A 26,343-nucleotide genomic window follows, 5' to 3' on the forward strand; every position below is an offset into this window, starting at 1 on the left:
GTATACACCGATCTTGGGCAAGGTGTGAGTGTGGGTGGTGATACAACTTCCCATAGCTCGGCGGCTAAGCCAAGAATTTTGTTTGTTTTTGCAGGTATGGCGACGTCAGGGCAGTTATTTCTGTTCCGGGTCGTCCATGTAGCGTTGCAAGATGCTGAATTGCAGCATCAGGAAGGCCATCAGCGCGATGGGAAATCCGAAGGTTTCGATCTTGACCCAAAGGTCAGTCGACATGGTGCGCCAGACAAACTCGTTTGCGGCGGCCAGAACAGCGAAACAGGCGCATAGGCGGCGCGTCAGAATCATCCAGCCCTCGTGCTTCATCGGCAGCATTTCATCCAATACATAGGCCAGATAAGATTTCTTTTGCAGCAACCCGATGCCAAGGATTAGGGCGAACAGGCCATAGACAAGCGTGGTTTTCATCTTGAAAAACCGCTCGTCATTGAACCATGCGGTCAGGCCGCCAAAGAAAATGACCATGAAGGCCGTGAAAATCTGCATCCGGCTGAGTTGGCCGGTGAGGTACCACAGGATACCCATTGCCCCCAGCATCAGGGGGACGAAGATAATCGTGGCGATGATAAAGCCGGAATATTCGGTACCACCGATCAGAAAGCTGTCATCACGCAAGCGCAGGTAGATGAAGAAGAAGGCCAGCGGCGGGCCAAGCTCCAGCACCTGTTTCAGAAATGGGTTGATGTCTTTTTTGCCTGTCATCGGTATGTCCTGCTGCTTACCCGCCCATTTCAACTATTACTGCGCCGAGTGCAATCAATGCCATCAATGCAATGCGTCTTGGGCCAACGGTCTCCTTCAGGACAAGCCAGCCGATCAGCGCCGCAAAGACGGTTGAGGTTTCGCGCAGCACGGCGGCTTCGCCGACTTTGTCCAGCCGCGTGGCCAGCATGATCGACCCAAAGGACAAAGGCGCGATGATGCCGCCGGCCAGACCCCGCAGCATCAGTGGGCCGGGCGCAGGGCGATGTGTCATCGCGCGCCATCTGAGGAAGGCGTAGACCGGCATCGCCGCGCCGTCGATCATGAAGAACCAGGCCAGAAATGTGAACGGGTCGGCGGTGGCGCGTATGCCATAGGCGTCATAGGTGGTGTAAAGGGCGACAAACAGCCCCGTGATGATCGCCAGGACCAGCGCAATCCCCAGCGTGTCCCGGTTGGTTTCAAGAAACCGGAAATTATAGGCGGCCAGGCCGAATATCCCGGCCAGCAGGGTTGCGACGCCCAGCCACTGCACGGTCGAGAATGTTTCACCGAACAGAAGATAGGCACCAATGACCGTAAACAGCGGGCCTGTCCCGCGCACGACGGGATAGACGACCGTGTAGGACCCTTTGGTGTACGCCGCGGCCTGCAGCGTCTTGTAGGCAATGTGGATCAGCCAGGCGAGGGCGAAGATCGGCCACATATGAGGTTCAGGCCAGGGCACCACGAAAAAGGCAAACGGGGCGGCCATCAGGCCATAGCTGGCGTCAATGGCACCGCGGGACAGCCATGGATCATGACGGCCTTTCTGCAGCGCCCCGAACGCGGCGTGCAGGAAAGCGGCCATCAACGCCAGTGCCAGCGCCAGTTGGTGACCGGCTTCGGTGCCTTCAAGTGAGATCAGCCAGTCGCTCAAATACGCAGACCTTTTGTAGGGCGGAGAGGGGTGGGGGCTGTCTGCCCCCACACCCCCGAGGATATTTGGGGCCAGATGAAGTGGCGGATCAGCCCTTGTCGAGCCCGGTCAGGGCGGCGGCGAATTCTTCGGGATCGAAGGGGGCAAGGTCATCGATCTGTTCTCCCACCCCGATAGCGTGGATCGGCAGGCCGAACTTGTCGGCCAGCGCGACAAGAACACCGCCCTTGGCGGTTCCGTCCAGCTTGGTCATGATCAGGCCCGAGACATCGGCCAGCTTGCGAAAGGTTTCCACCTGGCTCAGCGCGTTCTGACCTGTGGTGGCGTCAAGGACCAGCAAGGTGTTGTGCGGTGCGGTCTCGTCGACCTTGCGGATGACGCGGACGATCTTGGCCAGTTCCTCCATCAGGTCGGTGCGGTTTTGCAGGCGCCCGGCGGTATCGATCATCAGCAGATCCGCGCCTTCGGCCTGAGCCCGGGTCAGCGCGTCAAAGGCGAGGCTGGCGGGGTCCGAGCCCTCGGGCGCGGTCAGAACCGGAACCCCGGCGCGATCGCCCCAGACTTGCAATTGTTCGACGGCCGCAGCGCGAAAGGTGTCACCGGCGGCGATGACGACTTTTTTGCCAGCCTGCTTGAACTGGCTGGCCAGTTTGCCGATGGTCGTGGTCTTGCCCGAGCCGTTGACACCGACGACCAGCACCACTTGCGGGCGTTTGGGATAGATCGGCAGGGGCCTGGCCACGGGCTCCATCACGCGGGCCACTTCCTGCGCCAGCAACTGTTTGATTTCCCGGGTCGAGAGTTTGCGCCCAAAGCGCCCCTCGGCCATGTTCGAGGTGACACGCAGGGCGGTGTCGACGCCCATGTCAGAAGCGATCAGCAGCTCTTCGAGTTGCTCGAGCATGTCGTCATCCAGCGTGCGGCGCATTTCAGTGGCGGCGCCGCCGCGGCTGAACAGACGGTTCAGGATGCCTTTGGATTCGGGAATTTCCGGCGGTGGGGCAATGGGCTTGGGGTCCGCCGGGGCGGGGGCAGGTTGTTCAGCCGGTTCCTGCGCCGGTTCAGGGGCCGGAATTTCCGGGACCGGTTGCGGCTCGGGCTCAGGTTCGGGGAGGACAGGGTCGGGTGCGGCGGTTTCCTCGCCACCATCCTCGACGATGGCGTCCAGCCCCTGTTCGAGGCGGGATGAGGATTTGAACAGCTTGTCCTTTAGCTTTGAGAAAAACGCCATATTTGGTCTCCGCAGGTGTTCCTTTCACCTAATGCGGATTTGCGGCAGTTGCAAAGGGTCACGCAAAAGCGAAGACGAAACCAAATTGCGCGCCCCAGTAGAGCGGCCAGATCAGATAGGGCGTCAGCTTGTGGGCGGGGTGGTTCGCAGGCAGCAGGAACTTTTCCGTAGCAAGGATCAGATCAGACGCGATGAAGGCGATTGCAGCCGGGAACGCCCATCGCAAGGCACCTGTCTGGGGCAGCGCCAGCACGGTGATCCCCATGCCAAGGATGATCGGGATATAGGCCAGAACAGGGCCTTTCAGGTCTCCGGCGCGGGGGGCAAGCAGTGTGGCCATGACAATGCCCAGAATGACCAGAGACCACACGATCGCGGGGGCATCCCAGATCAGGCTGGCGGAGCTGGCAGGATGCGACAGGAACAGGGCGATATAGGCCAGATGCCCGGCGGCAAATGCGGCAATGCCGGCCATGAACGTGGCATCCGTTTCACGCGACAACAGCGCGTCCCCGGTTGCGCACAGGGCAAGTGCAACGGCGAGCATCCATGGGCTGCCCTGCAGAACCGCAATGACTGCCAGCGCGGCGACCGAGGTGGTTTTCAGCACAGTGCGCAAGGAACTGGCTGGTCGGGCCGTCAGGGGCAGGTATCCCAATGCGCAGCCAAGGGCGATCCAGAAGAGAAGGGTTGTCATGTCACCTCACCGCGGTTTTCGAATACCTTCATCCCGAGCGCGGCATATAATCAAGCGCTTACGTTGAGTTAAGCATGTTTCCCCAACCCCTGGCCAAAGGGTGAATGGCATAGCGGGATCGCATCTGACACAATGGGCATATGTTCCGAGCGCTGATGATTCTCGCCTGTTTTGCCGCACCGCCCGCTGCGGCCCAGACCCCTTTGTCCGGCCCCGAATTCGACACCTATACGCAGGGCAAGACCCTGTTTTACGGGTTCGAAGGGCAGGTTTACGGGGTCGAACGCTATTTACCCAACCGCCGCGTGATCTGGTCTTTTCTGGATGGCGATTGCAAGGAAGGTGTATGGTATCAGCAGGAAGAACAGATTTGTTTCATCTATGAAGACCGGTTTGATCCGCAATGCTGGGTCTTTACGCGATCCGGTGGTGGCCTTGTCGCGCAGTTTGAAGGCGACCCGCAGGCGACCGAGCTGTACGAGGCGGAAGATATCGGGGAAGAAATGGTGTGTTATGGCCCCGACGTCGGTGTCTGACTAGGTTACCCGAAGCTCATCATAGCTGAGCATGGCATGCTCCTGATGTGCAGGTCTTTCTGTCAGCCTATCGTAATAGCGCCGCAGGTTGGGCAGGACCGCGCGGGATGTCGCGATGTCGTAATAGCGATAAAGGATATGTCCCAGCTGAATATCGGCCAGCGTCAGATCGGGCCCGCACAGGTAGGTGTTTTCTGACAGTCGGGTATCGGCAAGTGCCAGTTTTCTATCCAGCGCGGCAACAGCCTGTTCAATCGCGTGTTGGTCCTGCTGCGCCGGGGCCGTCCGCACAACCTGCCAGAACACGGGCACCGTGAAACCCATCGCAACGTTGATCTTGGCCCATTCCGCCCATTTGTCGACTTCGGCCTGCTGGACCGGGTCGCGTGGCCAGAACGCATTCCCGCCATAGGCATTCGCCAGATAGCGCAGGATTGCGCCGGTCTCCCACAGCGGTGGGTGATTGCCATCCTGTAGTACTGGGATGGTGCCGTTCGGGTTCAGCTTGCGAAAGGCATCGGTGTCCAGCCCGCCGAACCTGTGCCCTGCATCGTGGCGATGAAAGCGCAGATCCAGCTCTCCGACGCACCACATCAGGGCCTGAACATTCGATGACGTTTTGCGGCCCCAGATTGTCAGCATGGTTTAGAACAACGATCCTTGATCTGGTGTATCCGGTTTGGATTTCCGGTTGGTCTGCTTTGCGGCTGTCCCGGTGCCAAGAATGCCATCGGCGAATTCGATGTCCAGCACCGTGTGTTTTGCGGCCTCGGCCTTGGTCGTGATGACATTCCCATCTGCGCGAACCACGGCATATCCGCGTTCCAGCGTCGCCTTGTAGCTGAGCGTTTCGCGCAGGCGGTCTGTGGCCTCAAGCTGATGTTTCAGACGATCCAGCCGCGTGGTCTGCGCCGCGTTCATCCGGTCACCAAGCCGGGCAAGGTTTTGCGCGTGCTGGCCGATCTCGCGTTGAATTGGGCGCAGGGACAGGCGCGACGACAGGTTGCGCAGTGATTCCTGCCGGGCCGAGACCAGACCGCGCAGAGTTGACGGGCGCAGATGGGCTGACAGTTCCACAACTTGCAGGCGGCGGTTTTGCACTCCTCGCGTCAAAGCCGGGGTCAGGCGATCCGCAATCAAATCAAGGCGTTGCCGGGGGGAGTTCAACAGGCTGTCCGGGCGCGGCAGGGCGCGGGACAAATCGCGCAGCCTTTGCGAACGGCGCTGCACCGCGTCCGTTGCCGCGCGCGACAGGCGGGCGCCTTGCTCGCCGGTCCAGGCCAGCAGTTCGATGCGGACCGGCACGGCCAGCTCTGCCGCAGCTGTGGGTGTAGGCGCGCGGCGGTCCGAGACGAAATCGATCAGGGTCGTGTCGGTTTCATGCCCAACGGCCGAAATCAGCGGTATGTCCGATGCGGCGGCGGCTCGCGCGACACTCTCTTCGTTGAAGCCCCAAAGATCTTCGATCGACCCACCGCCACGGGCCACGATGATCAGGTCAGGACGGGGCAGTGCGCCGCCGGGTGTCAACTGGTTGAACCCTTCGATGGCGCGGGCAACCTCGGGGGCGCAGTTTGCGCCCTGCACGGCCACGGGCCAGATCAGCACCTTTCGCGGGAACCTGTCCCGAAGCCGGTGCAGAATGTCACGGATCACCGCGCCCGAAGGCGATGTCACGACGCCGATGATCTGCGGCAGATACGGCAGGGGCTTCTTGCGCTCGGGCGCAAACAAACCTTCGGCCTCAAGCTGTTTCTTGCGCTTTTCCAGCAAGGCCATAAGTGCGCCCTGACCGGCAACGGCAACTTCATCGACATTCAGGTTGTATTTGGATTGCGCGCCAAAAGCGGTCAGGCGACCAGTGACGACAACCTCCAGCCCTTCCTCTGGCACGACCGAGAGGCTGGAAACTTGACCTTTCCATGTCGTGCAGGCCAAAACGTTACGGTCGTCCTTGATGTCGTAGTACAGGTGCCCGGACCGGGCCTTGAACACGCGGCCAACTTCGCCGCGCACGCGGATTCGCCCGAACGCGCCTTCCAGCGTGCGCTTCACCTCGCCTGAGACCTCGGAAACCGTGTATTCAGGGGTGTTTTGGCCCGGAATCGGGTCATCAAGCAGGTCGGACATTTCAGCGCCTTGTTTCAATTGCTCACCCAGCTTAGAACGCCGCGCAGGCGAGGCCAAGCAGATCGGAGACGACCCCATGAACATCCTTATTCTCGGCAGCGGCGGGCGCGAACACAGCCTGGCCTGGGCAGTGATGCAAAACCCAAAATGCGACCGTCTGATCGTGGCGCCGGGCAATGCCGGGATCGCTCAGATCGCGGAGTGTGCCGCTCTGGATATCGAAAACGGTGGGGCCGTTGTCAGCTTTGCCGAGGAAAACGCGATTGATTTCGTGATTGTCGGCCCCGAGGCCCCCTTGGCCGCCGGAGTGGCGGATCGCCTGCGCGAAGCCGGGGTGCTGGTTTTCGGACCGTCTGCCGAAGCGGCCCGGCTGGAAGCCTCAAAAAGCTTTACCAAGGAAATCTGTGACGCGGCACATGCGCCCACCGCTGCCTATGCGCGGTTCACCGCGCCCGAACCCGCCAAGGCCTATATCCGCGAACAGGGCGCGCCCATCGTGGTCAAGGCCGATGGTCTGGCCGCCGGCAAGGGCGTGATTGTGGCCATGGACGAAGACACGGCGCTTGACGCCATTGACGACATGTTCGGCGGTGCCTTTGGCGGGGCCGGGGCCGAGGTCGTGATCGAAGAGTTTATGGACGGCGAAGAAGCGTCTTTGTTTGTTCTGTGCGACGGCCAAAACATCCTGTCCATCGGCACGGCCCAAGACCACAAGCGAGTGGGCGAAGGGGATACCGGCCTGAACACCGGGGGGATGGGTGCCTATTCTCCGGCGCCGGTTCTGAGCGCGGAAGTTGAAGCGCGCGCGATGGAAGAGATCGTGCGCCCCACCATTGCCGAGATGAAGCGCCGGGGCACACCGTTTCAGGGAATTCTCTATGCGGGGCTGATGATCAAGGGCGGCCAGCCGCGCCTTGTGGAATACAACGTCCGTTTTGGGGACCCGGAATGTCAGGTCCTGATGATGCGTCTGGGCGCGCAGGCGATGGACCTGTTGCATGCCACCGCCGAAGGGCGGCTGGGCGAGATGCGGGTCAACTGGGCTGACGATCACGCGATGACGGTCGTGATGGCGGCCAAAGGTTATCCGGGAACCTACGAGAAGGGCACGGTCATCAAAGGATTGGACGGCATGCCCGAGGACAGCAGCAATATGGTGTTTCATGCTGGCACTAGCGAGGCTGCGGGGCAGGTGCAGGCCGTCGGCGGGCGCGTTCTGAACGTGACCGCGCGCGGAAAAACGCTGCAAGAGGCGCGCGACCGGGCGTACCAGATGGTTGATGCCGTGGATTGGCCCGAAGGGTTCTATCGCAGCGATATCGGCTGGCGTGCTTTGGAGGGATGATCGGGCAGGGGGCTTTGCCTCCCTCGGCCTTTCAACCGCTCATCCCCTCAGGATATTTATGGCCAGATGAAGAAGCGGATCAGCAATTCAAGGCTAATGTGAGATTGTCGCGCTGTTTGAGCGGACCGAGGTCCGTCAGATGCCAGCCATCCTGATAGGAAACACGGATGATCCGCGACCAGTCTGCGCTGGCGAGGATCATTTCGGGATGGTCGCCACAGCTCCTCAGGCCGCCGGAAATGAAATCCTCACCGATCTTGTGGTTGGTCAGGCCGGGCAGAGCAGCGATTTCGGTCAGTCCACCATCTTTGAAGCGCCAGATGCGCAGGGTTTTGGCCAGGTGGGGGCGATCGATATAGGCGATCTCGATATTGCCGTCACCATCCAGATCAGCAGCACCGACCGGGGCGAGCCAGCGGAATCGTGCGCCGATATGAGGTGTGGCTGCGATTTTTTCTCCAGCGGCGTTGTAGATCGCAAGCTGAGCGCCGGTTGTGTCCTGCGTTTCAACGACAATTGTTTCAACCGCGCCGTCCCTGTCGATGTCTGCCAGACGCGGCGCGAGGTCTTCGAATACACGGTCCTGTGGCAGGCGAACCGTTACGACTGTGTCATTGACCACAAGTTCCAGCGCGCCGTATTCGATATTGTCACCCAAAACGCCATGCGCGTATCGCGTGGTTGGTTCCGCGAAGCGGGCGTCGGTGATGGTGTCTGCCGCGACAGCGATTGGCAGCGCGCACCACAGGCCAAAAGGGAGCAAAGCGCTGCGCACCCGACATTGCCACAGGCGGGCGGGCTGACGCGGCGCTTTGGACAGCATCAGATCTGCTTTTCAGGCATCTGGACAATCAGGCCGTCCAGCGCGTCGGTCACCTTGATCTGGCAGGTCAGGCGCGAGCGGGCCGGGTCGGGCTCATAGGCGAAATCCAGCATGTCCTCTTCCATGTCGTCCTTGGCCGGGATTTTCTCGACCCAGTCGGGGTGGACATAGACATGGCAAGTCGAGCAGGCGCAGGCACCGCCGCAATCGGCCTCGATGCCGGGAATATTGTTGTCACGGGCCCCTTCCATGACGGTCAGTCCGTTGGCGACCTCGACAGTGTGCTCGGTACCGCCATGCTCGACATAGGTGATCTTTGCCATTGCGTGCGTCTTCCTTTTGCGATGTTCGAAACCTTCCTTAGTGAAGGGAGTTAGGTGTTTCCAGCCTCATTTGCGACTCCTTGCGCCGTGTCTGGACTTTCCTGTATTTTGTTCTATTTTTGTTCTTATGTTTACTGCCCCTTTTCACCACGCGGTTTCAAACCGGGACTGGCCGCGACCGCCGTCCTGTCTGCCCTCCGCCCAGCTGGAGGCCCCGCCCGAAGGGGCGCGTGTGGCCGTGGCCGGGCTGGTGATCTTGCGACAGCGGCCGGGGACGGCCAAAGGCGTGATCTTTCTGACGCTTGAGGATGAGACCGGGATCGTCAACGTGGTGGTCTGGCGCAAAATCTACGAACGCTTCCGCCGTGCGGTGATCTCGGGGCGGTTGCTGAAGGTGACGGGCCGGATGCAGCGGGCGCATTCGGTGACCCACGTGATCGCGGAAGAGATCGAGGATATCTCGGGCATGCTGGACCTACTGGTGCAGGGGCAGGGTTAGGTCTGTCGTGCGGATCAATCCTAAACTGCCCGTCGCAGTGCCGCAAACCCGCGCCTGAAGAACGGGCGATATGTTTTCTTTGCCTCAAATGCGCGTTTAAGGCGCTTTTCCGCCACTTGAACGCGGGGTGGTCGACTCTCCGGCGCCGGGCGCGTAGTGACACGCATCTTTGCGCATCGGCTTGCGTCAAAGCTCGGGCCGGATTGCGCATCACTCAACGTCTTTTCAGAGTCAGTTCGGATGCCCAACGCAACACACCAAGGATCGCTCGAAAATACCGTCTCTCGGGACGAAAGCCGGATTTCCGACCGTCTGGCAGAGCTCTCGGAACTCACGCGTTCAGCGGGATATGTTCATACCGCCCGAATGATCGATGAGGCGCTAAGCGCTTATTCCTTCGAACGCAGACAGGCTGAGACTGCAAAAAGGCTTCGGTCAGAGTTGCAGCAACTCAAGCGCATTGAAGCGTCGCGCTCGTCTGACGAAACGGATCGAAAGCCGCATTTGGTTCCGAACTTTCGGTCCCGGCGGTCGGCAAAACCCGATGGGATGCTGTTCGACGGGGCCGAGCGTTCTGACGGCGCAGCCCAGAAAGCCGGGGCGCGCAACGGGCAGGCCGCATTTGTCCTGACGACCCGGATGCGTGTTGACGGGCGGAACGTTGCAAGGCTGCGCAATGGGCACTGGACAGGCATATCCATGTCTTTCCCCGCGGAACCTGAATTCCAGTTTCGCTGACAAGTCGCGCCGCCGCCACGGATCCGCCACAGGGGGTGCTGGTCGTGTTAGTGCGGGGCGGAGTAACCCGGTACGGAGACAAAGCGGGCCATAACTGCACCGCTGTAACGGTCGGTTCCACTAAACAGCCAGGCTATCCGAGTGAACGTTTACCGAACCAGAAGCACACCAAGATAGACAATGTAAGCAAGCACAAAGAGCCCGCCCTCGCGCCGACTGATTGACCAGCCGCTTCGGGCAAACCCGATAAGGACAAGCGTTGAGGCACACAGAACCCAGATATCGAGACGAATAATCTCGCCAGGGATGACCATCGGTTGCACCAGCACAGTCACGCCAAGGATACCCAAGATGTTGAAGATGTTACTGCCCAAGACGTTCCCGAGTGCGACATCTCCCTCACCTTTCCGAACTGCGATGATTGAAGTGACGAGCTCCGGCATTGAGGTTCCGATTGCAACAATCGTCAGCCCAATTACCGTCTCCGAAAGCCCCGCTGCCTCAGCAAGAGACACGGCACCTGTCACCAAGAGCTTTGCCCCAAATATCGTGATCACCAGCCCTGCAACGGTGATCAGCAACGACACGGCAAGCGATGTTTCTGGGCCGACTATGGCTTCTGCTTCGTTCTCGTAGACAGCTGCGGCTGGTGTTCCTTCGGACCTATACTCAGACCACAGCGTGAAGCCCAAATAGGCCGCCAAGGTGACGACAAGCCCTGCGCCGATCAGCCGGCTGATTTCGCCGTATAGAACTACGCTTAAACAAACGAGAGTTACTATCACGACCGCCGTACCATCCCGGCGGAGTGCTCTCGGATTCACAGCGATAGGCGCGATGAGTGCTGCGATGCCGAGTATCAGAAGAACGTTTCCAATGTTGCTGCCGACAACATTCCCAATCGAAATGCCTGAAGAACCGGAAAGCGCGGCTTGCAAGCTTGTAACCAGTTCCGGTGTTGACGTTCCGAAGCCGACCAGTGTCAGTCCGATGACCATCGGTGATATACCGAACGACTTGGCAGCAGAAACCGATCCGCGCACCACCAATTCGCCACCAATCACTAAGCCAATAAGGCCAAATACGACAAATAACGCCGCGTACATTTTGGAGTGGGTCTTTCTGAAGGATTTCCGTCGCTCATGTAATGATTTGCCAAACCTATACAATAGCAAAGGCGGATATTCGCGCATCACGCAGCACACGTAAGATTGGCCGCAAACCGGCCATGGAACAAACCTACTGCTTGAACAAAACGCTCTGTGCCTGTTTGTCCCGATGATCCCCTCGCAACTCGGCATACAGCGCGCGTCCGGCCTGAACGGCTGGGCGGGCGCTGACGGTCTCCAGCCAGCGGGCAAAGTGCGGTTTGTCCTCCAGCACCTGCTGCTGGCCTTCCCACAGGCTGGCCCAGCCCCAGATCGACATGTCGGCGATGGAATAGAAATCGCCCGCGACATACTCGTTTTCGGCCAGCCGCCTGTCCAGTACGCCGTACAGGCGCGCGACCTCGGCGCGGTAGCGGTCCTTGGCATAGGGCAGGTCCTGCGGCGGGTCCAGTTGCGGGGCGTATTTCAGGAAGTGATGCGCCTGACCGGCCATCGGGCCAACGCCGCCCATCTGCCACATCAGCCATTCCTCGACCGCGATCCGGTCGCGTTCGGTCGTGCCATAGAACCGCCCGGTCTTGCGGGCCAGATACATCAGGATCGCGCCGCTTTCGAAAACCGAAACAGGTGCGCCGTCCGGCCCGTCGGGATCGACGATGGCGGGCATCCGGTTGTTGGGCGCGATTTTCAGGAACGCGGGGTCGAACTGGTCACCCTTGCCGATATTGATCAGATGGGTGGTGTAGGGCAGCTCCATCTCCTCCAGGGCGATGGAAACTTTCCAGCCGTTCGGTGTGGGCCAGAAATACAGATCAATCGGGTCAGCCATGTGTTCTCCTGGTGTTGACGGGGATCATGCGGGTTTCTGCCGGTTCGGCAAGTACCGCTTACGAAAGCGTGACCGAACCGCAGGCCGGGCTTGACCGCGAACCGCCCGAGGCGTATTGCGATCCTGAAGCTACGTGGCGATTTGTTACCGGATTGCGGGCCACGCTAAACAACACCGCTAAAAGGTCAGGATGAAAGACCCCTTTCGCTTGGCCGCGTCTGGGGTTTTTTGTTTGCCTCCCCCGAGGCTGAAAGGAATGAGATGAGCGAGAACTGGAACAAACGCACCCAAGCCGTCCATGGCGGCATCCGTCGCAGCCAGTATAACGAGGTGAGCGAGGCGATTTTCCTGACGCAGGGTTTCGTCTACGAAAGCGCGGAACAGGCCGAGGCCCGGTTTCTGGAATGTGGCCCCGACGAGTTCATCTATGCCCGTTACGGCAACCCAACCGTGTCCATGTTCGAACAACGCATCGCGGCGCTGGAAGGTGGCGAAGATGCCTTTGCGACGGCCTCGGGCATGGCCGCCGTCAACGGCGCTCTGACCTCGATGCTGAAAGCCGGGGACCATGTCGTTTCGGCCAAGGCGCTGTTCGGCTCGTGCCTCTATATCCTTGAAAACATCCTGAGCCGCTATGGCGTGGAAGTGACCTTTGTGGACGGCACCGATCTGGAGCAGTGGAAGGCTGCAATCCGCCCGGACACCAAGGCCGTTTTCTTTGAATCCATGTCGAACCCCACGCTTGAGGTGATCGATATTGCTGCTGTGGCCGATCTGGCCCATGCGGTCGGTGCTGTTGTGGTGGTGGACAACGTGTTTTCGACCCCGGTGTTCTCACGCGCGATCCAGCAGGGCGCGGATGTGGTCGTCTATTCAGCGACCAAGCATATCGACGGGCAGGGCCGTGCGCTGGGCGGTGTGATCATCGGAACCAAGGACTTCATCCGCGGAACCGTTGAACCCTATCTCAAGCATACCGGTGGCGCGCTGAGCCCGTTCAATGCGTGGATCATGCTCAAGGGCCTTGAGACGATGGCGCTGCGGGTCAATGCGCAGGCCGAAAGCGCGCAAAAGATTGCCGAGGCGCTGGAAGGGCACCCGGCATTGGAACGGACGCTTTACCCCGGTTTGAAAACCCATGCCCAGAACGCATTGGTTCAGACCCAACTGGGCGGCAAGGGCGGAACCGTGTTGTCGCTGGACATCAAGGGCGGCAAGGATGCGGCTTTCGCCTTCCTGAATGCGATGACCATCCCGGTGATTTCGAACAATCTGGGCGATGCCAAATCCATCGCGACACACCCGGCGACAACAACGCACCAGCGTCTCAGCGATGTTCAGAAGGACCAGCTGGGCATTACACCGGGCCTGATCCGCTTTTCCGTCGGGCTTGAGGATGCCGGTGACTTGCTGGCCGACATTCAGCAAGCGTTGGAAGCCTCGCAGAAATAAACCAAAGCCCCACGCGCCCTTTTCGTGCGTGGGGGGGCAGGCTGCCTGCCCACGCGGCCACTTTGTTTTGGGCGGCTGACAGGCGTGCCACCCGCTGTTCCCACCTTCAAAAGGCGCTAACTGTTGCGAGATGACGGTTTTGCGCCGGATTTTTCAATCCGGGCTGCTATTGCCGACGTATCGGGTTAGACTGGTAATAGACCATCAGTCATATATAGTCCGACGACCAACCAAGGAACTGCCGCTGATGAACGTTCACCCGCGCGACATTGATGAAAAACCGGATCGGGACAAGGCCGCCGAGGCTTTGAACGTTTTGCGGCAATGGGCCAAATCTGCTTCGGAAGCCGAGATAAACCAGCTTGACCCGGCTGTGGCCCGGCTGCTGCCCGGTTTGGCAGCGGGCAACTATCCGCCTTTTTCGCGCTCCTACCCCGATGACTTTACCGTCGATGCGGCGTACCGCGCATCCTTGCCGGATTTGCAGAACGGCCCGTCCAGCCTGATCCGTGGGGCCAAACAGCAGATTCAACATGTGGGTATTTCGAACTTCCGCCTACCGATCCGGTTCCACCGGAAAGAGGGCGAAGACCTGACGCTGGAAACCTCGATCACCGGTACCGTCAGCCTTGAAGCCGAGAAAAAGGGCATCAACATGTCCCGGATCATGCGGTCTTTCTACAAACATGCGGAACGGACGTTCAGCTTTGAGGTTATGGAATCCGCTCTGGACGATTACATGTCCGATCTGGACAGCTTCGACGCCCGTATCCAGATGCGCTTTTCCTACCCGGACAGGATCAAAAGCCTGCGCTCGGGCCTTGAAGGCTACCAGTATTACGACATCGCGCTGGAACTGGTCGAACAGAACGGTGTGCGTCAGAAGATCATGCACCTTGACTATGTCTATTCCTCGACCTGCCCCTGTTCGCTGGAACTCAGCGAACATGCCCGGTCGATGCGTGGTCAGCTGGCGACGCCGCATTCGCAGCGCTCCGTCGCGCGGATTTCGGTTGTCGTGGATTGCGATGCGGATTGCCTGTGGTTTGAAGACCTGATTGCGCTGTGCCGCCGTGCGGTTCCGACGGAAACGCAGGTGATGGTGAAGCGCGAAGATGAACAGGCTTTCGCCGAATTGAACGCAGCCAATCCGATCTTCGTCGAAGATGCCGCGCGCCTGTTTTGTGCCGAGTTGCTGGCAGATCATCACGTCGGTGATTTTCGCGTTGTCGCAAGCCATCAGGAAAGCCTGCACAGCCATGACGCCGTGTCGATTCTGACCGAAGGCCCAACCTTCGCCGCGTCCAGCCTTGACCCGAAACTGTTCACGACCCTGTTTCACGTTGGCTGAACGTCTCGGGTAAGTGGCTAGAATTTAATCAGAGATTTACCTGATCGGCGCTCATTCGCCGCAGCGCAGCAAAAATGCTGCAATTGCGTGAAAAACTCCTGTATCCTGACGGGGAATGCAGCTTCGGCACACCGGCGCGCTCAATGGTGTGTCACCCGAAAGGAAGCCGAGACGTGAGACGCCTTGGACTGCAAGACCCCAACCTCCGCCCGGACCCCCCGAGCGGGCAGGGCGCTTTACCCTTACTTTTCTGGCTGCATCGTTTTCACAGGAGATCTATGGAATGAATCCGATTACCCAACCGCTGGAGCTTCAGGCCGCGGCTATACGCATGGCTGGCTATGCGATCGTCAACCAGATCAAGATTGCACAGATCATGACCCGTTCGGCGCTTGAACTGCCGATGGTGCCGGTCCACGCCCTGCATCTGGCAGCATCAGCACCGGGTCCAGTGGTGGAAGCCCCGGCGGAAAAACCGGCGGCCAAACCCAAACCTGCCGTGGCGCGCACGAAACGCGTACCGGTGAAATCGTCAACGGCCAAGAAAAAGCTGGCCCGCAAACCTGCACCGGCCAAGCCGGCGGTCAAACCGGTTGAGTTTTCAGCCAGCCCGCGGCCCACGGCGGCACCCCCGGCGGCAGCCAAACCGACACCAGCGGTTAGTGATGAAAAAGCAGTGAAGCCTGTTGAATCCGCGGCGACACCTGCGACCGAAACCGTGTCGCCCGTAACGCCCAAGCCCACCCCTGCGACACCGGCGCCCGTTCAGGCAGCGCAGGTCAGGCCGACACAGGCCGATCCTGCCCCGGCCAAGGTGCAGGCGAAACCAGCCCCGGCGACGGAACCGCGCAAACCGCAGGCGCGAAAATCACGCGCCCCGTCCAAACCGCCTGTGATGCCCGGAACAGATGTCAAAAACTGACAGGTAAACCGGGATCATCTGCTTGACACGGTCGGGTTGGCACGCCAACCCTGCGCGTCATGATGGATCTTCGCCCGGTCGGATATGTGATTGGCTTGCTGGTCGCCATTCTTGGGGCGACCATGCTGCTGCCTATGCTCGCGGACCTGATCGAGGGGCGCGGCGAATGGCCGGTATTTCTGGAAAGCGCCATTATTACAACGCTGACCGGGACCGTTCTGGCGATGAGCTGCTCGAACGGTGTGGGCGAAGGGCTGACCATCCGCCAGACCTTCCTGTTGACAACCGGTGTTTGGGCGGCGCTGCCCCTGTTTGGGGCAATTCCGTTTCTGTTCGGTGAAACCGAGCTGCGCTTTGTCGATGCGTATTTCGAGGCGATGTCCGGCCTGACAACAACAGGTTCAACGGTGATTTCCGGGTTGGATACCCTGCCGCAGGGGCTATTGCTGTGGCGTGGTATCCTGCAATGGCTGGGGGGTATCGGGATCATCGTTGTCGCCATGGTGTTCCTGCCCGAACTGCGTGTCGGCGGCATGCAGATCTTCCGCTCGGAAGGTTTTGAAACAATGGGTAAAATCCTGCCTCGCGCGCAAGAGATCGCGGGTCAGATTTCGCTCATCTATGTTTTCCTGACACTGGTTTGCGCGCTGGTTTACGCCGGTCTGGGAATGAACTTTTTCGATGCGCTGGTACATGCGTTGACAACGCTTTCGACCGGTGGGTTCTCGAACTATGACGCCTCGTTCGGAACCTTCTCGGGTCCCGCCGAATATGCGGCGTCGGTGTTCATGATTTTGGCGGCGCTTCCTTTTGTGCGCTATGTCCAGCTGGCAAACGGCCATACAGCGTCCCTGTGGAAAGACAGTCAAATTCGCGCGTTTCTGGCGACCATTCTGGTTCTGGTCATCATCATGTCGATTTTCCTGACATCGGTCTTTCCGCATCACTGGGAACAGGCGTTTCGGGAATCTCTGTTCAACATCACCTCGATCATCTCGGGCACCGGCTATGCCAGTGTCGATTACATGGGCTGGGGCAGCTTTCCGATCATGATGTTCTTCCTGATCGGCCTGATTGGCGGCTGCGCGGGATCGACTGCATGTTCGATCAAGATATTCCGCTATCAACTGCTGTTTGCCTCGATCAAAAGTCAGATCAAACGGATCAGGTCTCCGCATGGCGTGTTTGTGCCGCTCTATGATGGGCGGCCCGTGGGGCAGGGCGTTCTGACCTCGGTGATGAGCTTTTTCATGTTCTTCGTCCTGTCGATGGGCGTGCTGTCCTGGGCGCTGGCGCTGACCGGCCTGGACTTCATCACAGCCGTTTCCGGGGCGGCGACCGCGCTGGCCAATGTCGGTCCCGGTCTGGGCGATCAGATCGGACCAGCGGGCAATTTCGCAAATCTCAACGACACGGCCAAATGGTTGCTGACAATCGGGATGCTGGTCGGGCGGCTCGAGCTGTTGGCCGTTTACGCGATCTTCACCGTTCAATTCTGGAGAGGCTGATGAAAAGACCCCTTGGCGCGCAGATTTCGCATATGCTCAAGGATCGTGGCGTGGACGTGATTTTTGGCATACCCGGCGTTCACAATCAGGAAATGTACCGCGGCATCGAAGAGGCTGGCATCCAACATGTTCTGGCCCGTCACGAACAGGGGGCGGGGTTCATGGCCGATGGGTATGCCCGCGCAACCGGCAAGCCGGGGGTTGCCTATGTGATCACCGGGCCCGGCCTGTGCAACATCATGTCGCCGATCGGGCAAGCCTACAGCGACTCGGTGCCGATGCTGGTGGTGTCGTCCTGCCTTGATGAAACACAGGCCCTGCGCGGCCAGTTGCACCAGATGAAGGACCAGCGCCTTGCGGCCGGAACCGTTGCCGACTGGTCGGCACAGGCCAACACGGCCGAGGCCGCCTATGCGCTGGTCGAACGCGCCTTTGAAGAATTCGAGCTGTCGCGCCCGCGCCCCAAGCACATTCAGGTGCCAATCGCGCAGTTGCAGGCCGAGGCTGATCCGGCACCTTTCCCCAACCAGCCCGCGTTGCGCACCAAAGCGTTGCCGCCTGACGTATCGCCTGTTGTCTCGATGCTGAACCTTGCGCGCAGGCCGCTGTTCATTCTGGGGGGCGGTTGCAAATCCAGCGACTGGCGGCAGATTCTGACACAGCTTGGGGCTGCATGCTTTACCACTTATGCAGGGCGCGGGCTGCCAAGCGCAAACTATCCGCTGGACTTCGGCGCATCCCTGCCGCGCCCCGGCAGCGCCGAGGTTATCGCCTCGGCGGATCTGGTCATCGCGGTCGGCGCCGAACTGGGCGAGGTCGATCTGTGGCGCAGCGACCTTGGGCATTCGGCAACATTGATCCGGGTTGACCTTGATCCCGAAGTCCTGTCCGACCACCATCGCGCCGCGATCAAACTGCAGACCGACAGCGAAAGCTTTGCCCGCGCCTTGTGGCAGGCGACCGAAAACCTGAAACCGGCAACCGGCTGGTCGCCCGACGAAATTTCCGAAACCCGTGCCCGGTGGCGGGCCGAGGTGGATGCCGAACGGCCCGGAATTGTAGCAGTGGCCGATGCGCTGCGCGCGGCGATGCCCGCAGGTACCATGATCTATTCCGACATGACTCAATTCGCCTATGTCGCGAAAGAGGTGTTGGACATGGCCTATCCGCATCACTGGCATCATCCGACCGGGTTCGGAACGCTGGGCTATGGTCTGCCGGCCGGAATTGGCGGCGCGGTGGCGCGGCGCGGCAAACCAACGGCGGTTATCGCCGGGGATTACGGGTTCCACTATACGATGCAGGAACTGGGTGTTGCGGTCGAACTGGGTTTGTCGCTGCCGATCATCCTGTGGGACAATGGCAAGCTGAAAGAAATCGAAGACAGTATGGTCCGCAGCCAGATCGCGCCCAATGCGGTGGTGGCGCATAACCCGGATTTCTGCAAACTGGCCGAGGCTTTTGGCGCACGTTCTTCAGCCCCTTCATCTCTGGCTGAGATGCAGAGCGCGGTTCGCGCGGCGTTTGATGCGCCTGTCCCGACCTTGATCCACGTGACCCCGGAAATTCTGTAACAAAAAGCGCCGCATCTTCATGCGGCGCTTTGGTGTTTCAACGTCTGGTTTCAATGTCTGCGCGGGCTTAGTCCCAGCAGTGCACCAGAACCGTCATTCCGGTCGCGCGCCGGTTCAGCTCGTTAGGGGAAATCCGGGTGGTTTCCTCGCTTGACTGACCGGAAACGCCGGCTTTCGTAAGGATTTCTGTCAACCGCTCGACCGTTGCCGCAAGGCTGACCGATGCGGGCAGGGTGCGCCCCTCGGACGGTGTGGGCAGCAGCATACCAACCACGTTGCCGCTGTCGTTGAAGACCGGCCCGCCCGCATCTCCGGGCTGAGCGTTCAGCGCCAGCCGTTTGACACCTGTCTCGCCGTTCAGGCCGCGGATATCCGCGATTTGGCCGTAGGTCAGCGTCGGTGCGCCCAAAGCCCCCTGATAGGAAAAGCCGGATACGGCCACTTCGGACTGGATGCGCGGCTGGGTGGTACTGAAAGCAGCAACACTCATCGGTGCAAGGGCTTTTGCAGGGCGCAGGACCGAAACACCAAGCTCCTGGTCCGTCAGCGCCAGTTGAACCTCCTGATCCCCCTCCAGGGTGATCCGGGTGCAGCTTTCGGCGGCTTCCGACACCGTCAGAACCGTGCCGTCCGCGCCAGCGAAAAAGCCCGACCGCGACAGCCGCGGCTTGCGGATCTGAAGACCCGAGACCAGATCGATGCGCTGTTCCGCATCCGCACCGGCGGCGGCATCCAGAACCGCGTCCGTCGTGCTCAGGCTGGTCGCCATCGCAGCCAGAACACGCAGGCGGCGCGCCTCGTCCCCTTCGGGCCAGACCAGCGTAAAGCCCTTGATTTTCCCATCGGCCAGCCGCGCCTGCGTGAATGAAACGATCCCATTGCCGCGCCCTTCAAGGGTAAACTGGTCGCGGCCCAGCTCACGCGGGCCGTTCAGCGGAACAATTTCAAGCGACTGCATCACCTGGTAAAGGGCGCGCAGCGTGTTCTTGTCACCCTCCTGACTGATCAAAAGGGCCTGGGTGTTCAGATCCGAGGCGCTTTTGAAATGCACGAACGGTGCCTCATAGCGGTCAAAGCTGACTGTACCCAACGGCATGTCCAGCGCAATTCCGGCCGCGTCATCGGAATACCGGTCCATCCCGGCCGAGATCAGCGGCGCGTTGTATTCATCCATCAGGGCCTTGCGCTGCACCGTGGTTAGAACGCCCGTCACCTCATAGCCGTTGAACCGCTGCCAATCGCCCATCGACCGGCGGGTTCCCTGTCCGAAAGCACCATCAATGGTCGAATTATAGAAACCCGCCGCCTGAAGGGCCGTTTGCAGGTCTTTCCGTTCCTGCGCGGTCAAAAGGCGCTCGGATTGCAGCGCCTGTGCGCGGGTTTCATCCGAAACCTGTGGGGTCGTAACCGCCACGGGTTCTTCCGCCTGTGCTGCCGGTTCCGTCGGCGCGCTTGCGACGTCGCGGTTTATCGCGTTTTCGCCGACGGGCCAGAATTGCTGCCCTAACGCGCTTGAAAACGCGACAAAGCTATCACGCGGGATCTGCCCCTCGGCCCGGTATACGCGCAAAACCTGCTCGGCATCGCCGCGCGAATAGGGGCCAATGACGATGGCATACCAGCCACTGTTCAGCCGAAATCCGTTCACATCGGGCAGGGTGCTGGCATAGGCTTGCGCCCGGTCCTGCGCTTCGCGCAGCGAGGGCTGCGCCTCGACCTGAACCCAGACGCCGGGGTCTTGTTGTGCGGTCGCGGCGCGCAGGCCGACCAGAAGAAACAAAAGAATTGCTGAAAATACGCGTGTCATTGTCTGCCCGTGTTATGCGGTGTTTGTACTGAGGTGCAGAATACGCGATTTCATTTGCCAAATACCATGCTGAGAATGCGGGGAATTTGTGGTGTGGCCGCGCAGATACAGCCACAGCCCAAAGCCCCGTTGACGCCCCTCGGCCCCTTGCATAGGAAGGGCCAAACCGACCGGAACCGGGCGCACGGGGCGCCCAGAGGGAATGTCATGACCGAACCGACCAGCGCACCGCGTTCATTTCAGGAAATCATCCTCAGGCTTCAGTCCTATTGGGCCTCGAAAGGCTGTGCGATTCTGCAACCCTATGACATGGAGGTCGGGGCAGGGACGTTCCATCCCGCAACCACCTTGCGGGCGCTGGGGTCCAAGGCATGGGCCGCAGCCTATGTTCAGCCGTCGCGCCGTCCCACGGATGGGCGTTATGGCGAAAACCCGAACCGGCTTCAGCATTACTACCAGTATCAGGTGCTGATCAAACCCAGCCCTCCGGATTTGCAGGAGCTGTATCTGGGCAGCCTTCAGGCCATTGGCATCGACATGGATCTGCATGATATCCGCTTTGTCGAAGACGACTGGGAAAGCCCCACACTGGGCGCATGGGGGCTTGGCTGGGAAGTCTGGTGTGACGGAATGGAAGTCAGCCAGTTCACCTATTTCCAGCAGGTCGGCGGCCATGACTGCACGCCTGTCTCGGGTGAGCTGACCTATGGTCTCGAGCGTCTGGCCATGTATGTGCTGGGCATCGACCACGTGATGGACATGCCGTTCAACGATCCGCAATCACCCAGCCCGCTGAAATACGGCGATATCTTCAAGCAGACGGAAGAGGAATACGCCCGCTGGAACTTTGACGTGGCCAATACCGAGGTTCTGCTGCGCCATTTCGAAGAGGCCGAGGCTGAATGCGCCACGATCCTGGCGCAGGCGCATGACGACCCGAAAACCGGCAAGCGCATCATCATGGCGCATCCGGCCTATGACCAATGCATCAAGGCGTCACACATCTTCAACCTGCTGGATGCGCGGGGCGTGATCTCGGTCACCGAACGGCAGGCCTATATCGGGCGCGTGCGGGCGCTGGCCAAGCAATGCGCGGATGCCTTTGTGCAGACCGAGGCGGCCGGGTTCAGCGCCGGATGAGGCGATCAGGCCAGTCCCGGCAACAGGGCTTTCAGGCCGTCCGCAATCATGCTGACGGCGATAGCCGCCAGAATCATCCCCATAAAGCGGCTCATGATCACGCGCGCGGTGTCGGACAGGCGTTGGGCCAGCCAGGCCGCGTTCCAGAACGTGATCAGAAGCAGGCCAACAACGGCAAGGAATACACTTGCATAAACAAGGGCTTCTATGGGCTTCTTGATCTGGTGTGCATACAGGATCAGCGTGGTGATGGTACCGGGGCCTACCAGAATTGGAAAGGCCAGCGGATAAAAGGCGACGGTGTCGGGTTCGGGGTAAGCGTCCTTTTCCCCCTTCGTCCCGTGATGAGAGGTGCTTTCGTGTCCGTTCAGCATGTTCAGACCGATCATCATGACAACCAGACCACCGGCGACGCGCAGATGATTGACGCTGATGCCAAAAAGGCCAAGCGCCTGACTGCCGACCAGGGCAAAGGCACCGCCAAGGATCAGGCAGTAGATCACGGTTTTGACCGCTATCTTGCGCTGTTCGGCGGCGGACAGGTCCTGAGTGACGCTCAGAAACACCGGCAGGTTGGTGACCGGGTTCATGATCGCAAACAATGCGCCGAAAAATCCGACGGCAAAGGTGGATTCCATCGTGTAGACCTCGTTTCTGCCTGTTCCCCGATGAAACCTGTCCTATTTTACAAGAACTTGAAAGAGGCGGCCTGAAAGATGACGGGAAAACTGCTGGCAATTCTTCTGCTGCTGTCGGCCATCGTGGCAGGCCTCGGCATGTATTATCTACAGGTCTACGGCTATTATTATGAGGTCGAACCGCAACCGGGGCAGGACGTTGCCCTGATGACGGATGCGAACGGTGTGCCGGAACCCATCGCCTATTCCGGGTTTCAGGCTATCGACGCCGACAGTTCGCCTATTCGGTATCGCGCCTGTTTCGAGACCGAATTGTCGCCGGACCAGATGGCTGGATACGTGCCTGTCGAAAACTCCGAACCCCTGACCGCACCGGGATGGTTTGAATGCTACGATGCGGTGTCTTTGGCGGATGCGCTTGAATCCGGGCAGGCGCGGGCGTTCATGGGGGTGAAGAACATCCATTTCGGCGTCGACCGGATCGTGGCGATCACCGAAGATGGCAAGGGTTATGTCTGGCACGCGTTGAACAATTGCGGTGAAAAAGCCTATGACGGTACCGTCGTGGGCGAGGAATGTCCGCCGCGCCCGGAAAACTGAAGGAGCAGACCGTGGGCCATGTCATAGAAATCCCCGATTTCCTGACGGCCACTCTGGGGTTTGCGGTCTATCTGATCGGGGCCGAGATCAATGCCCGTGTCGCTACCCTGCGCAATTTCAACATCCCCGAACCCGTGACAGGGGGCCTGCTGGCCTCGCTGGTGGTTCTGACGCTCTATCTGGTCTTCGGGATCGAACTGTCCTTTGGCCTGACAGCCCGCGATTTCCTGCTGGTCCTGTTTTTTGCCGGGATCGGCCTGAACGCCCGTCTGTCTGACCTCATTGCGGGCGGTAAGCCGTTAATCTTGCTTTTGATTCTCACTCTGACGACGATAGTCTTTCAGAATGTGATTGGCGCGGCTGGGGCGGTGATCTTCGGCTATCCCGCACAGGCCGGTGTGTTGTTCGGATCGGCGGCCCTGATCGGTGGGCACGGTACGGCAATCGCATGGGCGCCGGATGTGGCGCAGGCAACGGGGCTTGACGGCGCGACCGAACTGGGTGTGGCCGTCGCCACCCTTGGATTGGTGCTTGCCGCGCTGGTTGGCGGCCCGATCGCGCGCCTGCTGGTCGAACGGCGCGGCCTGACGCCTGACCGCCCTGACGAAGAACCCAGCGTCGGATTGCCGGATGAGCATGACGGGCACACCACAAGCATCGATCATCTGACCGTCATGCGCGTCCTGCTGCACCTGAACCTGGCGATCATCGCAGGATACGCGCTGAATGAATCAATTGCCGCCGCCGGGCTGAAACTGCCGCTGTTCGTGCCCTGCCTGATCATGGGCATCGTGATCGCCAATCTGCGGGACGCGCTGTTTCCCGATGCTCCGAAAGTGTCGCGCACACCGTCGCTGGCGCTGATTTCGGAATTTGCGCTGGGCGCGTTTCTTGCAATGTCGCTGATGAGCTTGCAACTCTGGACCATCGCGCAGCTGGGCATGGCCATTGCAGTGATCATGACAGCGCAGACGGTGTTCGCGGTGCTCTTCGTCCTCTGGGTGCTGTTCCCGGTCATGGGGTCCAACTATCGCGCTGCTGTACTGGCCGCCGGGTTTGGCGGCTTTGCGTTGGGGGCCACACCCACCGCTATCGCAAATATGACAGCCGTGACCAAGCGATATGGCCCATCGCCTATTGCCTTTATCGTGCTGCCCCTTGTATCCGCCTTTTTTGTGGATATCGCCAATGCCATCGTCATTCAGACGATCGTCAATTTCTAAGGACCGACAATGCCCGACCTGCTGATCGAACTGTTCTCCGAAGAGATCCCCGCACGGATGCAAGCCCGTGCCGGCGAGGATCTGAAAAAGCGGATTACCGATGGTCTGGTCGAGGCCGGTCTGACCTATGCAAACGCAGCCGCCCTGACCACGCCTCGCCGCCTGACGCTGGCGGTCGAAGGGCTGCTGGCGAAAAGCCCCACCATCCGGGAAGAACGCAAGGGTCCAAAGGTCGGCGCGCCTGATAAAGCAATCGAAGGGTTTCTGCGCGGCGCGGGCCTGACCCGTGATCAGCTGGAAGAACGCGAAACCCCCAAGGGGGCCATCTATTTCGCCACCATCGAAAAGGCTGGTCGCCCCGCGGCCGAGATCATTGCCGAAGTGCTCGAAACCACCATCCGCAATTTCCCTTGGCCAAAATCCATGCGCTGGGGCAGTGGCAGCTTGCGCTGGGTGCGTCCGCTGCATTCGATCCTGTGCATTCTGACGGATGAGGCCGGGGCGCAGGTGGTTCCAATGGATGTCGACGGCATTTCGTCCGGCGACACCACAGCAGGCCACCGTTTTATGGCGCCCAACCGCTTTTCGGTCACGTCTTTCGACGATTACGCGGCCAAGCTGAAGCGGGCTTTTGTCGTCCTGTCCCCCGAGGAACGCGCCCGGCACATCTGGAACGACGCCCAGAACATGGCCTTTGCCGCCGGTCTTGAACTGGTCGAAGATCAGGGCCTGCTGGCCGAGGTCGCCGGTCTGGTCGAATGGCCGGTTGTCCTGATGGGGCGGATCGACGACGAATTCCTCGACCTGCCACCCGAGGTGCTGCAAACCTCGATGAAAGAACACCAAAAGTTCTTCTCGGTCCGCAATCCCAAAACGGGCCGGATTGAACGGTTCGTCACTGTTGCGAACCGCGAAACCGCTGACAATGGCGCGACCATTCTGGCGGGCAATCAGAAAGTGCTGTCGGCCCGTCTGGCCGATGCCAAGTTCTTTTGGGAAAATGACCTGCGCATTGCCAAATCGGACATTGCACAATGGACCCGCGCGCTGGAAAACGTCACCTTCCACAACAAACTGGGAACGCAGGCCGACCGGATCGGGCGCATCGCCGCCCTGGCCCGCGAACTGGCCCCAGTGACCGGAGCTGATGCCGATCAGGCTGAAAAATCCGCGCGCCTGGCCAAGGCCGACCTCAGCTCGGAAATGGTCTACGAATTCCCCGAACTTCAGGGCCTTATGGGGCGGTATTACATCAAAGCGGCAGGTGAAGATGCCGCCGTGGCTGCTGTCGCGCAAGAGCACTACTCGCCTTTGGGGCCGTCGGATGATGTGCCCACGGCTCCGCTGTCGGTGACCGTTGCATTGGCCGACAAGCTGGACACGCTGGCGGGGTTCTGGGCGATTGATGAAAAGCCTACCGGCTCGAAAGACCCGTTTGCCCTGCGCCGTGCGGCACTTGGGGTTATCCGGTTGGTGCTCGACAATGACCTGCGCCTGCATCTGGATCGGTTTTTCGACGGACAGCTGCTGCGTGCTGAAAGCGCTGCAAACGAGGCGTTGGCGGCGGAAAACGTTGACGAACTTTTGGATGAAATCGCAGATCACGGCGTGTTTGGCGCAGCCTTCCAGACTGTCAAGGAAAGGCTGGGTGAAGTGTCGGGCGCCGATTTCCTGAGCCTAGAAAAGAAGATCCCCGACGCATCCGACGATCTCCTCTCCTTCTTTCACGACCGTCTCAAGGTCTTCCTCCGCGACGAAGGCATCCGTCACGACGTCATCGATGCCTGTATCGCGATGGACGGCAATGACGACCTCAATCTGCTGGTCAAACGCGCCCGCGCGCTGAACGCGGTGATCGCGACTGAAGATGGCGAAAACCTTGTGCAGGGTTTCAAGCGCGCAAACAACATCCTGACCCAGGCCGAGGAAAAGGATGGGGTGGAATATTCCTATGGTGCGGATGTGAAATTCGCCGAAACCGACAGCGAAAAGGCATTGTTTGCGGCCTTGAACGCAGCTCAGGCAAAAATCGAACCCGCGCTGACATCCGAAGATTTCCCCACGGCCATGGCCGCCATGGCGGGGCTGCGCGGACCGGTGGATGCGTTCTTTGAGGATGTGCAGGTCAACACCGACAATGATATTGTTCGCCGCAACCGGCTGAACCTGCTCAGCCAGATCCGGCAGATCTGCTCCAGCGTGGCCGATCTGACCCGGATCGAAGGGTAA

Annotated in this window: 25 protein-coding genes and 1 riboswitch; of the genes, 13 read left to right on the top strand and 12 right to left on the bottom strand. The window is 60.0% G+C overall.

All coding sequences use genetic code 11. From position 1 onward, the window contains the following. Positions 1 to 114: 114 nt before the first annotated feature. The 4 genes from ACR0M3_RS09675 to ACR0M3_RS09690 all read right to left on the bottom strand — a co-directional run bounded on the left by ACR0M3_RS09675 (position 115) and on the right by ACR0M3_RS09690 (position 3,567). Positions 115 to 720 carry an inner membrane-spanning protein YciB gene (locus tag ACR0M3_RS09675; RefSeq protein WP_267363984.1) on the bottom strand — a complete coding sequence of 202 codons (606 nt, stop codon included), beginning with the start codon at positions 718 to 720 and terminating at the stop codon, positions 115 to 117. A gap of 16 nt (positions 721 to 736) precedes the next feature. Continuing rightward, entirely contained in the window at positions 737 to 1,639 is a 903-nt protein-coding gene (locus tag ACR0M3_RS09680; protein ID WP_267363986.1) for an EamA family transporter, read from the bottom strand. A gap of 88 nt (positions 1,640 to 1,727) precedes the next feature. Beyond that, positions 1,728 to 2,870, bottom strand: coding sequence for a signal recognition particle-docking protein FtsY (gene ftsY / locus ACR0M3_RS09685; protein ID WP_480537548.1), 1,143 nt, complete (start codon positions 2,868 to 2,870; stop codon positions 1,728 to 1,730). A 58-nt stretch (positions 2,871 to 2,928) separates the two neighbouring features. Next, the gene (locus ACR0M3_RS09690) at positions 2,929 to 3,567 is read right to left on the bottom strand and encodes a lysoplasmalogenase family protein (RefSeq protein ID WP_480481502.1); all 639 of its coding nucleotides are present in this window, start codon (positions 3,565 to 3,567) and stop codon (positions 2,929 to 2,931) included. Positions 3,568 to 3,722: 155 nt separating this feature from the next. On the opposite strand from ACR0M3_RS09690, the gene ACR0M3_RS09695 reads away from it, so the two are divergent. Beyond that, the gene (locus ACR0M3_RS09695; protein WP_267363991.1) at positions 3,723 to 4,103 is read left to right on the top strand and encodes a hypothetical protein; all 381 of its coding nucleotides are present in this window, start codon (positions 3,723 to 3,725) and stop codon (positions 4,101 to 4,103) included. On the opposite strand, the gene ACR0M3_RS09700 is transcribed toward ACR0M3_RS09695, so the two are convergent. Beyond that, positions 4,104 to 4,745, bottom strand: a complete 642-nt coding sequence (locus ACR0M3_RS09700) for a glutathione S-transferase family protein (RefSeq protein ID WP_480910458.1) — start codon at positions 4,743 to 4,745, stop codon at positions 4,104 to 4,106. A gap of 3 nt (positions 4,746 to 4,748) precedes the next feature. Continuing rightward, the gene (xseA, locus tag ACR0M3_RS09705) at positions 4,749 to 6,233 is read right to left on the bottom strand and encodes an exodeoxyribonuclease VII large subunit (RefSeq protein ID WP_480481498.1); all 1,485 of its coding nucleotides are present in this window, start codon (positions 6,231 to 6,233) and stop codon (positions 4,749 to 4,751) included. 76 nt (positions 6,234 to 6,309) lie between these two features. On the opposite strand from xseA, the gene purD reads away from it, so the two are divergent. Continuing rightward, entirely contained in the window at positions 6,310 to 7,578 is a 1,269-nt protein-coding gene (purD, locus tag ACR0M3_RS09710; protein WP_480910460.1) for a phosphoribosylamine--glycine ligase, read from the top strand. 79 nt (positions 7,579 to 7,657) lie between these two features. Here purD and ACR0M3_RS09715 read toward each other — a convergent pair whose 3' ends face one another. Both ACR0M3_RS09715 and ACR0M3_RS09720 read right to left on the bottom strand, forming a co-directional pair. Next, entirely contained in the window at positions 7,658 to 8,401 is a 744-nt protein-coding gene (locus ACR0M3_RS09715) for an FG-GAP repeat domain-containing protein (RefSeq protein WP_480910463.1), read from the bottom strand. Then, entirely contained in the window at positions 8,401 to 8,724 is a 324-nt protein-coding gene (locus tag ACR0M3_RS09720) for a 2Fe-2S iron-sulfur cluster-binding protein (RefSeq protein WP_209504265.1), read from the bottom strand. Before ACR0M3_RS09720 ends, ACR0M3_RS09715 begins: the two co-directional genes overlap by 1 nt. Positions 8,725 to 8,851: 127 nt before the next feature. On the opposite strand from ACR0M3_RS09720, the gene ACR0M3_RS09725 reads away from it, so the two are divergent. Both ACR0M3_RS09725 and ACR0M3_RS09730 read left to right on the top strand, forming a co-directional pair. Beyond that, complete coding sequence (locus ACR0M3_RS09725; protein ID WP_480910464.1) at positions 8,852 to 9,223, top strand: OB-fold nucleic acid binding domain-containing protein; 372 nt, start codon at positions 8,852 to 8,854, stop codon at positions 9,221 to 9,223. A gap of 240 nt (positions 9,224 to 9,463) precedes the next feature. Continuing rightward, positions 9,464 to 9,961 (top strand): hypothetical protein, encoded by a 498-nt coding sequence (locus ACR0M3_RS09730; protein WP_480910467.1) that lies wholly within the window; start codon positions 9,464 to 9,466, stop codon positions 9,959 to 9,961. Between the two features lie 149 nt (positions 9,962 to 10,110). On the opposite strand, the gene ACR0M3_RS09735 is transcribed toward ACR0M3_RS09730, so the two are convergent. Together ACR0M3_RS09735 and ACR0M3_RS09740 are read right to left on the bottom strand one after the other, a co-directional pair. Continuing rightward, positions 10,111 to 11,067 (bottom strand): calcium/sodium antiporter, encoded by a 957-nt coding sequence (locus ACR0M3_RS09735; RefSeq protein ID WP_480910517.1) that lies wholly within the window; start codon positions 11,065 to 11,067, stop codon positions 10,111 to 10,113. A gap of 133 nt (positions 11,068 to 11,200) precedes the next feature. Then, positions 11,201 to 11,899 carry a glutathione S-transferase N-terminal domain-containing protein gene (locus ACR0M3_RS09740; protein ID WP_480910470.1) on the bottom strand — a complete coding sequence of 233 codons (699 nt, stop codon included), beginning with the start codon at positions 11,897 to 11,899 and terminating at the stop codon, positions 11,201 to 11,203. Positions 11,900 to 12,022: 123 nt separating this feature from the next. After that, positions 12,023 to 12,100: riboswitch (SAM riboswitch) on the top strand. A gap of 60 nt (positions 12,101 to 12,160) precedes the next feature. Between ACR0M3_RS09740 and metZ the strand changes: the two genes are divergently transcribed. The 5 genes from metZ to ACR0M3_RS09765 all read left to right on the top strand — a co-directional run bounded on the left by metZ (position 12,161) and on the right by ACR0M3_RS09765 (position 18,706). Beyond that, positions 12,161 to 13,351 carry an O-succinylhomoserine sulfhydrylase gene (gene metZ, locus ACR0M3_RS09745; protein ID WP_480910473.1) on the top strand — a complete coding sequence of 397 codons (1,191 nt, stop codon included), beginning with the start codon at positions 12,161 to 12,163 and terminating at the stop codon, positions 13,349 to 13,351. Between the two features lie 247 nt (positions 13,352 to 13,598). Next, entirely contained in the window at positions 13,599 to 14,702 is a 1,104-nt protein-coding gene (gene folE2, locus ACR0M3_RS09750) for a GTP cyclohydrolase FolE2 (protein WP_480910475.1), read from the top strand. Between the two features lie 283 nt (positions 14,703 to 14,985). Beyond that, positions 14,986 to 15,624, top strand: a complete 639-nt coding sequence (locus ACR0M3_RS09755; protein ID WP_480557301.1) for a hypothetical protein — start codon at positions 14,986 to 14,988, stop codon at positions 15,622 to 15,624. Positions 15,625 to 15,683: 59 nt separating this feature from the next. Next, the gene (locus ACR0M3_RS09760) at positions 15,684 to 17,132 is read left to right on the top strand and encodes a TrkH family potassium uptake protein (RefSeq protein WP_480486008.1); all 1,449 of its coding nucleotides are present in this window, start codon (positions 15,684 to 15,686) and stop codon (positions 17,130 to 17,132) included. Next, the gene (locus ACR0M3_RS09765) at positions 17,132 to 18,706 is read left to right on the top strand and encodes a thiamine pyrophosphate-binding protein (RefSeq protein WP_480910478.1); all 1,575 of its coding nucleotides are present in this window, start codon (positions 17,132 to 17,134) and stop codon (positions 18,704 to 18,706) included. Before ACR0M3_RS09760 ends, ACR0M3_RS09765 begins: the two co-directional genes overlap by 1 nt. A gap of 67 nt (positions 18,707 to 18,773) precedes the next feature. Here ACR0M3_RS09765 and ACR0M3_RS09770 read toward each other — a convergent pair whose 3' ends face one another. After that, positions 18,774 to 20,513, bottom strand: coding sequence for a serine protease (locus ACR0M3_RS09770; RefSeq protein WP_480910480.1), 1,740 nt, complete (start codon positions 20,511 to 20,513; stop codon positions 18,774 to 18,776). Between the two features lie 207 nt (positions 20,514 to 20,720). Between ACR0M3_RS09770 and ACR0M3_RS09775 the strand changes: the two genes are divergently transcribed. Then, positions 20,721 to 21,653: a glycine--tRNA ligase subunit alpha gene (locus tag ACR0M3_RS09775; RefSeq protein ID WP_267363360.1), complete on the top strand. Its 933-nt coding sequence runs from the start codon at positions 20,721 to 20,723 to the stop codon at positions 21,651 to 21,653. A gap of 5 nt (positions 21,654 to 21,658) precedes the next feature. Here ACR0M3_RS09775 and ACR0M3_RS09780 read toward each other — a convergent pair whose 3' ends face one another. Continuing rightward, a complete protein-coding gene (locus ACR0M3_RS09780) occupies positions 21,659 to 22,291 on the bottom strand; it encodes a MarC family protein (RefSeq protein WP_480910482.1) in 633 nt (210 codons plus the stop codon). Between the two features lie 78 nt (positions 22,292 to 22,369). On the opposite strand from ACR0M3_RS09780, the gene ACR0M3_RS09785 reads away from it, so the two are divergent. Genes ACR0M3_RS09785 through glyS form a run of 3 tightly spaced genes read left to right on the top strand, consistent with a single transcriptional unit; the run spans position 22,370 to position 26,343 of the window. After that, positions 22,370 to 22,891, top strand: a complete 522-nt coding sequence (locus ACR0M3_RS09785; protein ID WP_480910485.1) for a DUF6446 family protein — start codon at positions 22,370 to 22,372, stop codon at positions 22,889 to 22,891. Continuing rightward, on the top strand, positions 22,867 to 24,114 hold the full coding sequence (gltS, locus tag ACR0M3_RS09790) for a sodium/glutamate symporter (RefSeq protein ID WP_480910488.1): 1,248 nt from the start codon (positions 22,867 to 22,869) through the stop codon (positions 24,112 to 24,114). Before ACR0M3_RS09785 ends, gltS begins: the two co-directional genes overlap by 25 nt. Before the next feature lie 9 nt (positions 24,115 to 24,123). Continuing rightward, positions 24,124 to 26,343, top strand: coding sequence for a glycine--tRNA ligase subunit beta (glyS, locus tag ACR0M3_RS09795; protein WP_480910491.1), 2,220 nt, complete (start codon positions 24,124 to 24,126; stop codon positions 26,341 to 26,343).

The sequence above is a fragment of the Ruegeria sp. O5 genome, assembly GCF_056535105.1.

Bases quoted from the DNA above. Each gene is read 5' to 3' on its own strand.
- ACR0M3_RS09690 (WP_480481502.1), bottom strand. From the start codon at position 3,567: ATGACAACCCTTCTCTTCTGGATCGCCCTTGGCTGCGCATTGGGATAC.
- ACR0M3_RS09700 (WP_480910458.1), bottom strand. From the start codon at position 4,745: ATGCTGACAATCTGGGGCCGCAAAACGTCATCGAATGTTCAGGCCCTG.
- ACR0M3_RS09760 (WP_480486008.1), top strand. From the start codon at position 15,684: ATGATGGATCTTCGCCCGGTCGGATATGTGATTGGCTTGCTGGTCGCC.
- ACR0M3_RS09775 (WP_267363360.1), top strand. From the start codon at position 20,721: ATGACCGAACCGACCAGCGCACCGCGTTCATTTCAGGAAATCATCCTC.
- ACR0M3_RS09675 (WP_267363984.1), bottom strand. From the start codon at position 720: ATGACAGGCAAAAAAGACATCAACCCATTTCTGAAACAGGTGCTGGAG.
- ACR0M3_RS09785 (WP_480910485.1), top strand. From the start codon at position 22,370: ATGACGGGAAAACTGCTGGCAATTCTTCTGCTGCTGTCGGCCATCGTG.
- ACR0M3_RS09720 (WP_209504265.1), bottom strand. From the start codon at position 8,724: ATGGCAAAGATCACCTATGTCGAGCATGGCGGTACCGAGCACACTGTC.
- ACR0M3_RS09735 (WP_480910517.1), bottom strand. From the start codon at position 11,067: ATGTACGCGGCGTTATTTGTCGTATTTGGCCTTATTGGCTTAGTGATT.
- metZ (WP_480910473.1), top strand. From the start codon at position 12,161: ATGAGCGAGAACTGGAACAAACGCACCCAAGCCGTCCATGGCGGCATC.
- ACR0M3_RS09780 (WP_480910482.1), bottom strand. From the start codon at position 22,291: ATGGAATCCACCTTTGCCGTCGGATTTTTCGGCGCATTGTTTGCGATC.
- ACR0M3_RS09755 (WP_480557301.1), top strand. From the start codon at position 14,986: ATGAATCCGATTACCCAACCGCTGGAGCTTCAGGCCGCGGCTATACGC.
- ACR0M3_RS09725 (WP_480910464.1), top strand. From the start codon at position 8,852: ATGTTTACTGCCCCTTTTCACCACGCGGTTTCAAACCGGGACTGGCCG.
- ACR0M3_RS09770 (WP_480910480.1), bottom strand. From the start codon at position 20,513: ATGACACGCGTATTTTCAGCAATTCTTTTGTTTCTTCTGGTCGGCCTG.
- ACR0M3_RS09765 (WP_480910478.1), top strand. From the start codon at position 17,132: ATGAAAAGACCCCTTGGCGCGCAGATTTCGCATATGCTCAAGGATCGT.
- purD (WP_480910460.1), top strand. From the start codon at position 6,310: ATGAACATCCTTATTCTCGGCAGCGGCGGGCGCGAACACAGCCTGGCC.
- gltS (WP_480910488.1), top strand. From the start codon at position 22,867: ATGTCCGCCGCGCCCGGAAAACTGAAGGAGCAGACCGTGGGCCATGTC.
- xseA (WP_480481498.1), bottom strand. From the start codon at position 6,233: ATGTCCGACCTGCTTGATGACCCGATTCCGGGCCAAAACACCCCTGAA.
- ACR0M3_RS09730 (WP_480910467.1), top strand. From the start codon at position 9,464: ATGCCCAACGCAACACACCAAGGATCGCTCGAAAATACCGTCTCTCGG.
- folE2 (WP_480910475.1), top strand. From the start codon at position 13,599: ATGAACGTTCACCCGCGCGACATTGATGAAAAACCGGATCGGGACAAG.
- glyS (WP_480910491.1), top strand. From the start codon at position 24,124: ATGCCCGACCTGCTGATCGAACTGTTCTCCGAAGAGATCCCCGCACGG.
- ACR0M3_RS09715 (WP_480910463.1), bottom strand. From the start codon at position 8,401: ATGCTGTCCAAAGCGCCGCGTCAGCCCGCCCGCCTGTGGCAATGTCGG.
- ACR0M3_RS09695 (WP_267363991.1), top strand. From the start codon at position 3,723: ATGATTCTCGCCTGTTTTGCCGCACCGCCCGCTGCGGCCCAGACCCCT.
- ftsY (WP_480537548.1), bottom strand. From the start codon at position 2,870: ATGGCGTTTTTCTCAAAGCTAAAGGACAAGCTGTTCAAATCCTCATCC.
- ACR0M3_RS09740 (WP_480910470.1), bottom strand. From the start codon at position 11,899: ATGGCTGACCCGATTGATCTGTATTTCTGGCCCACACCGAACGGCTGG.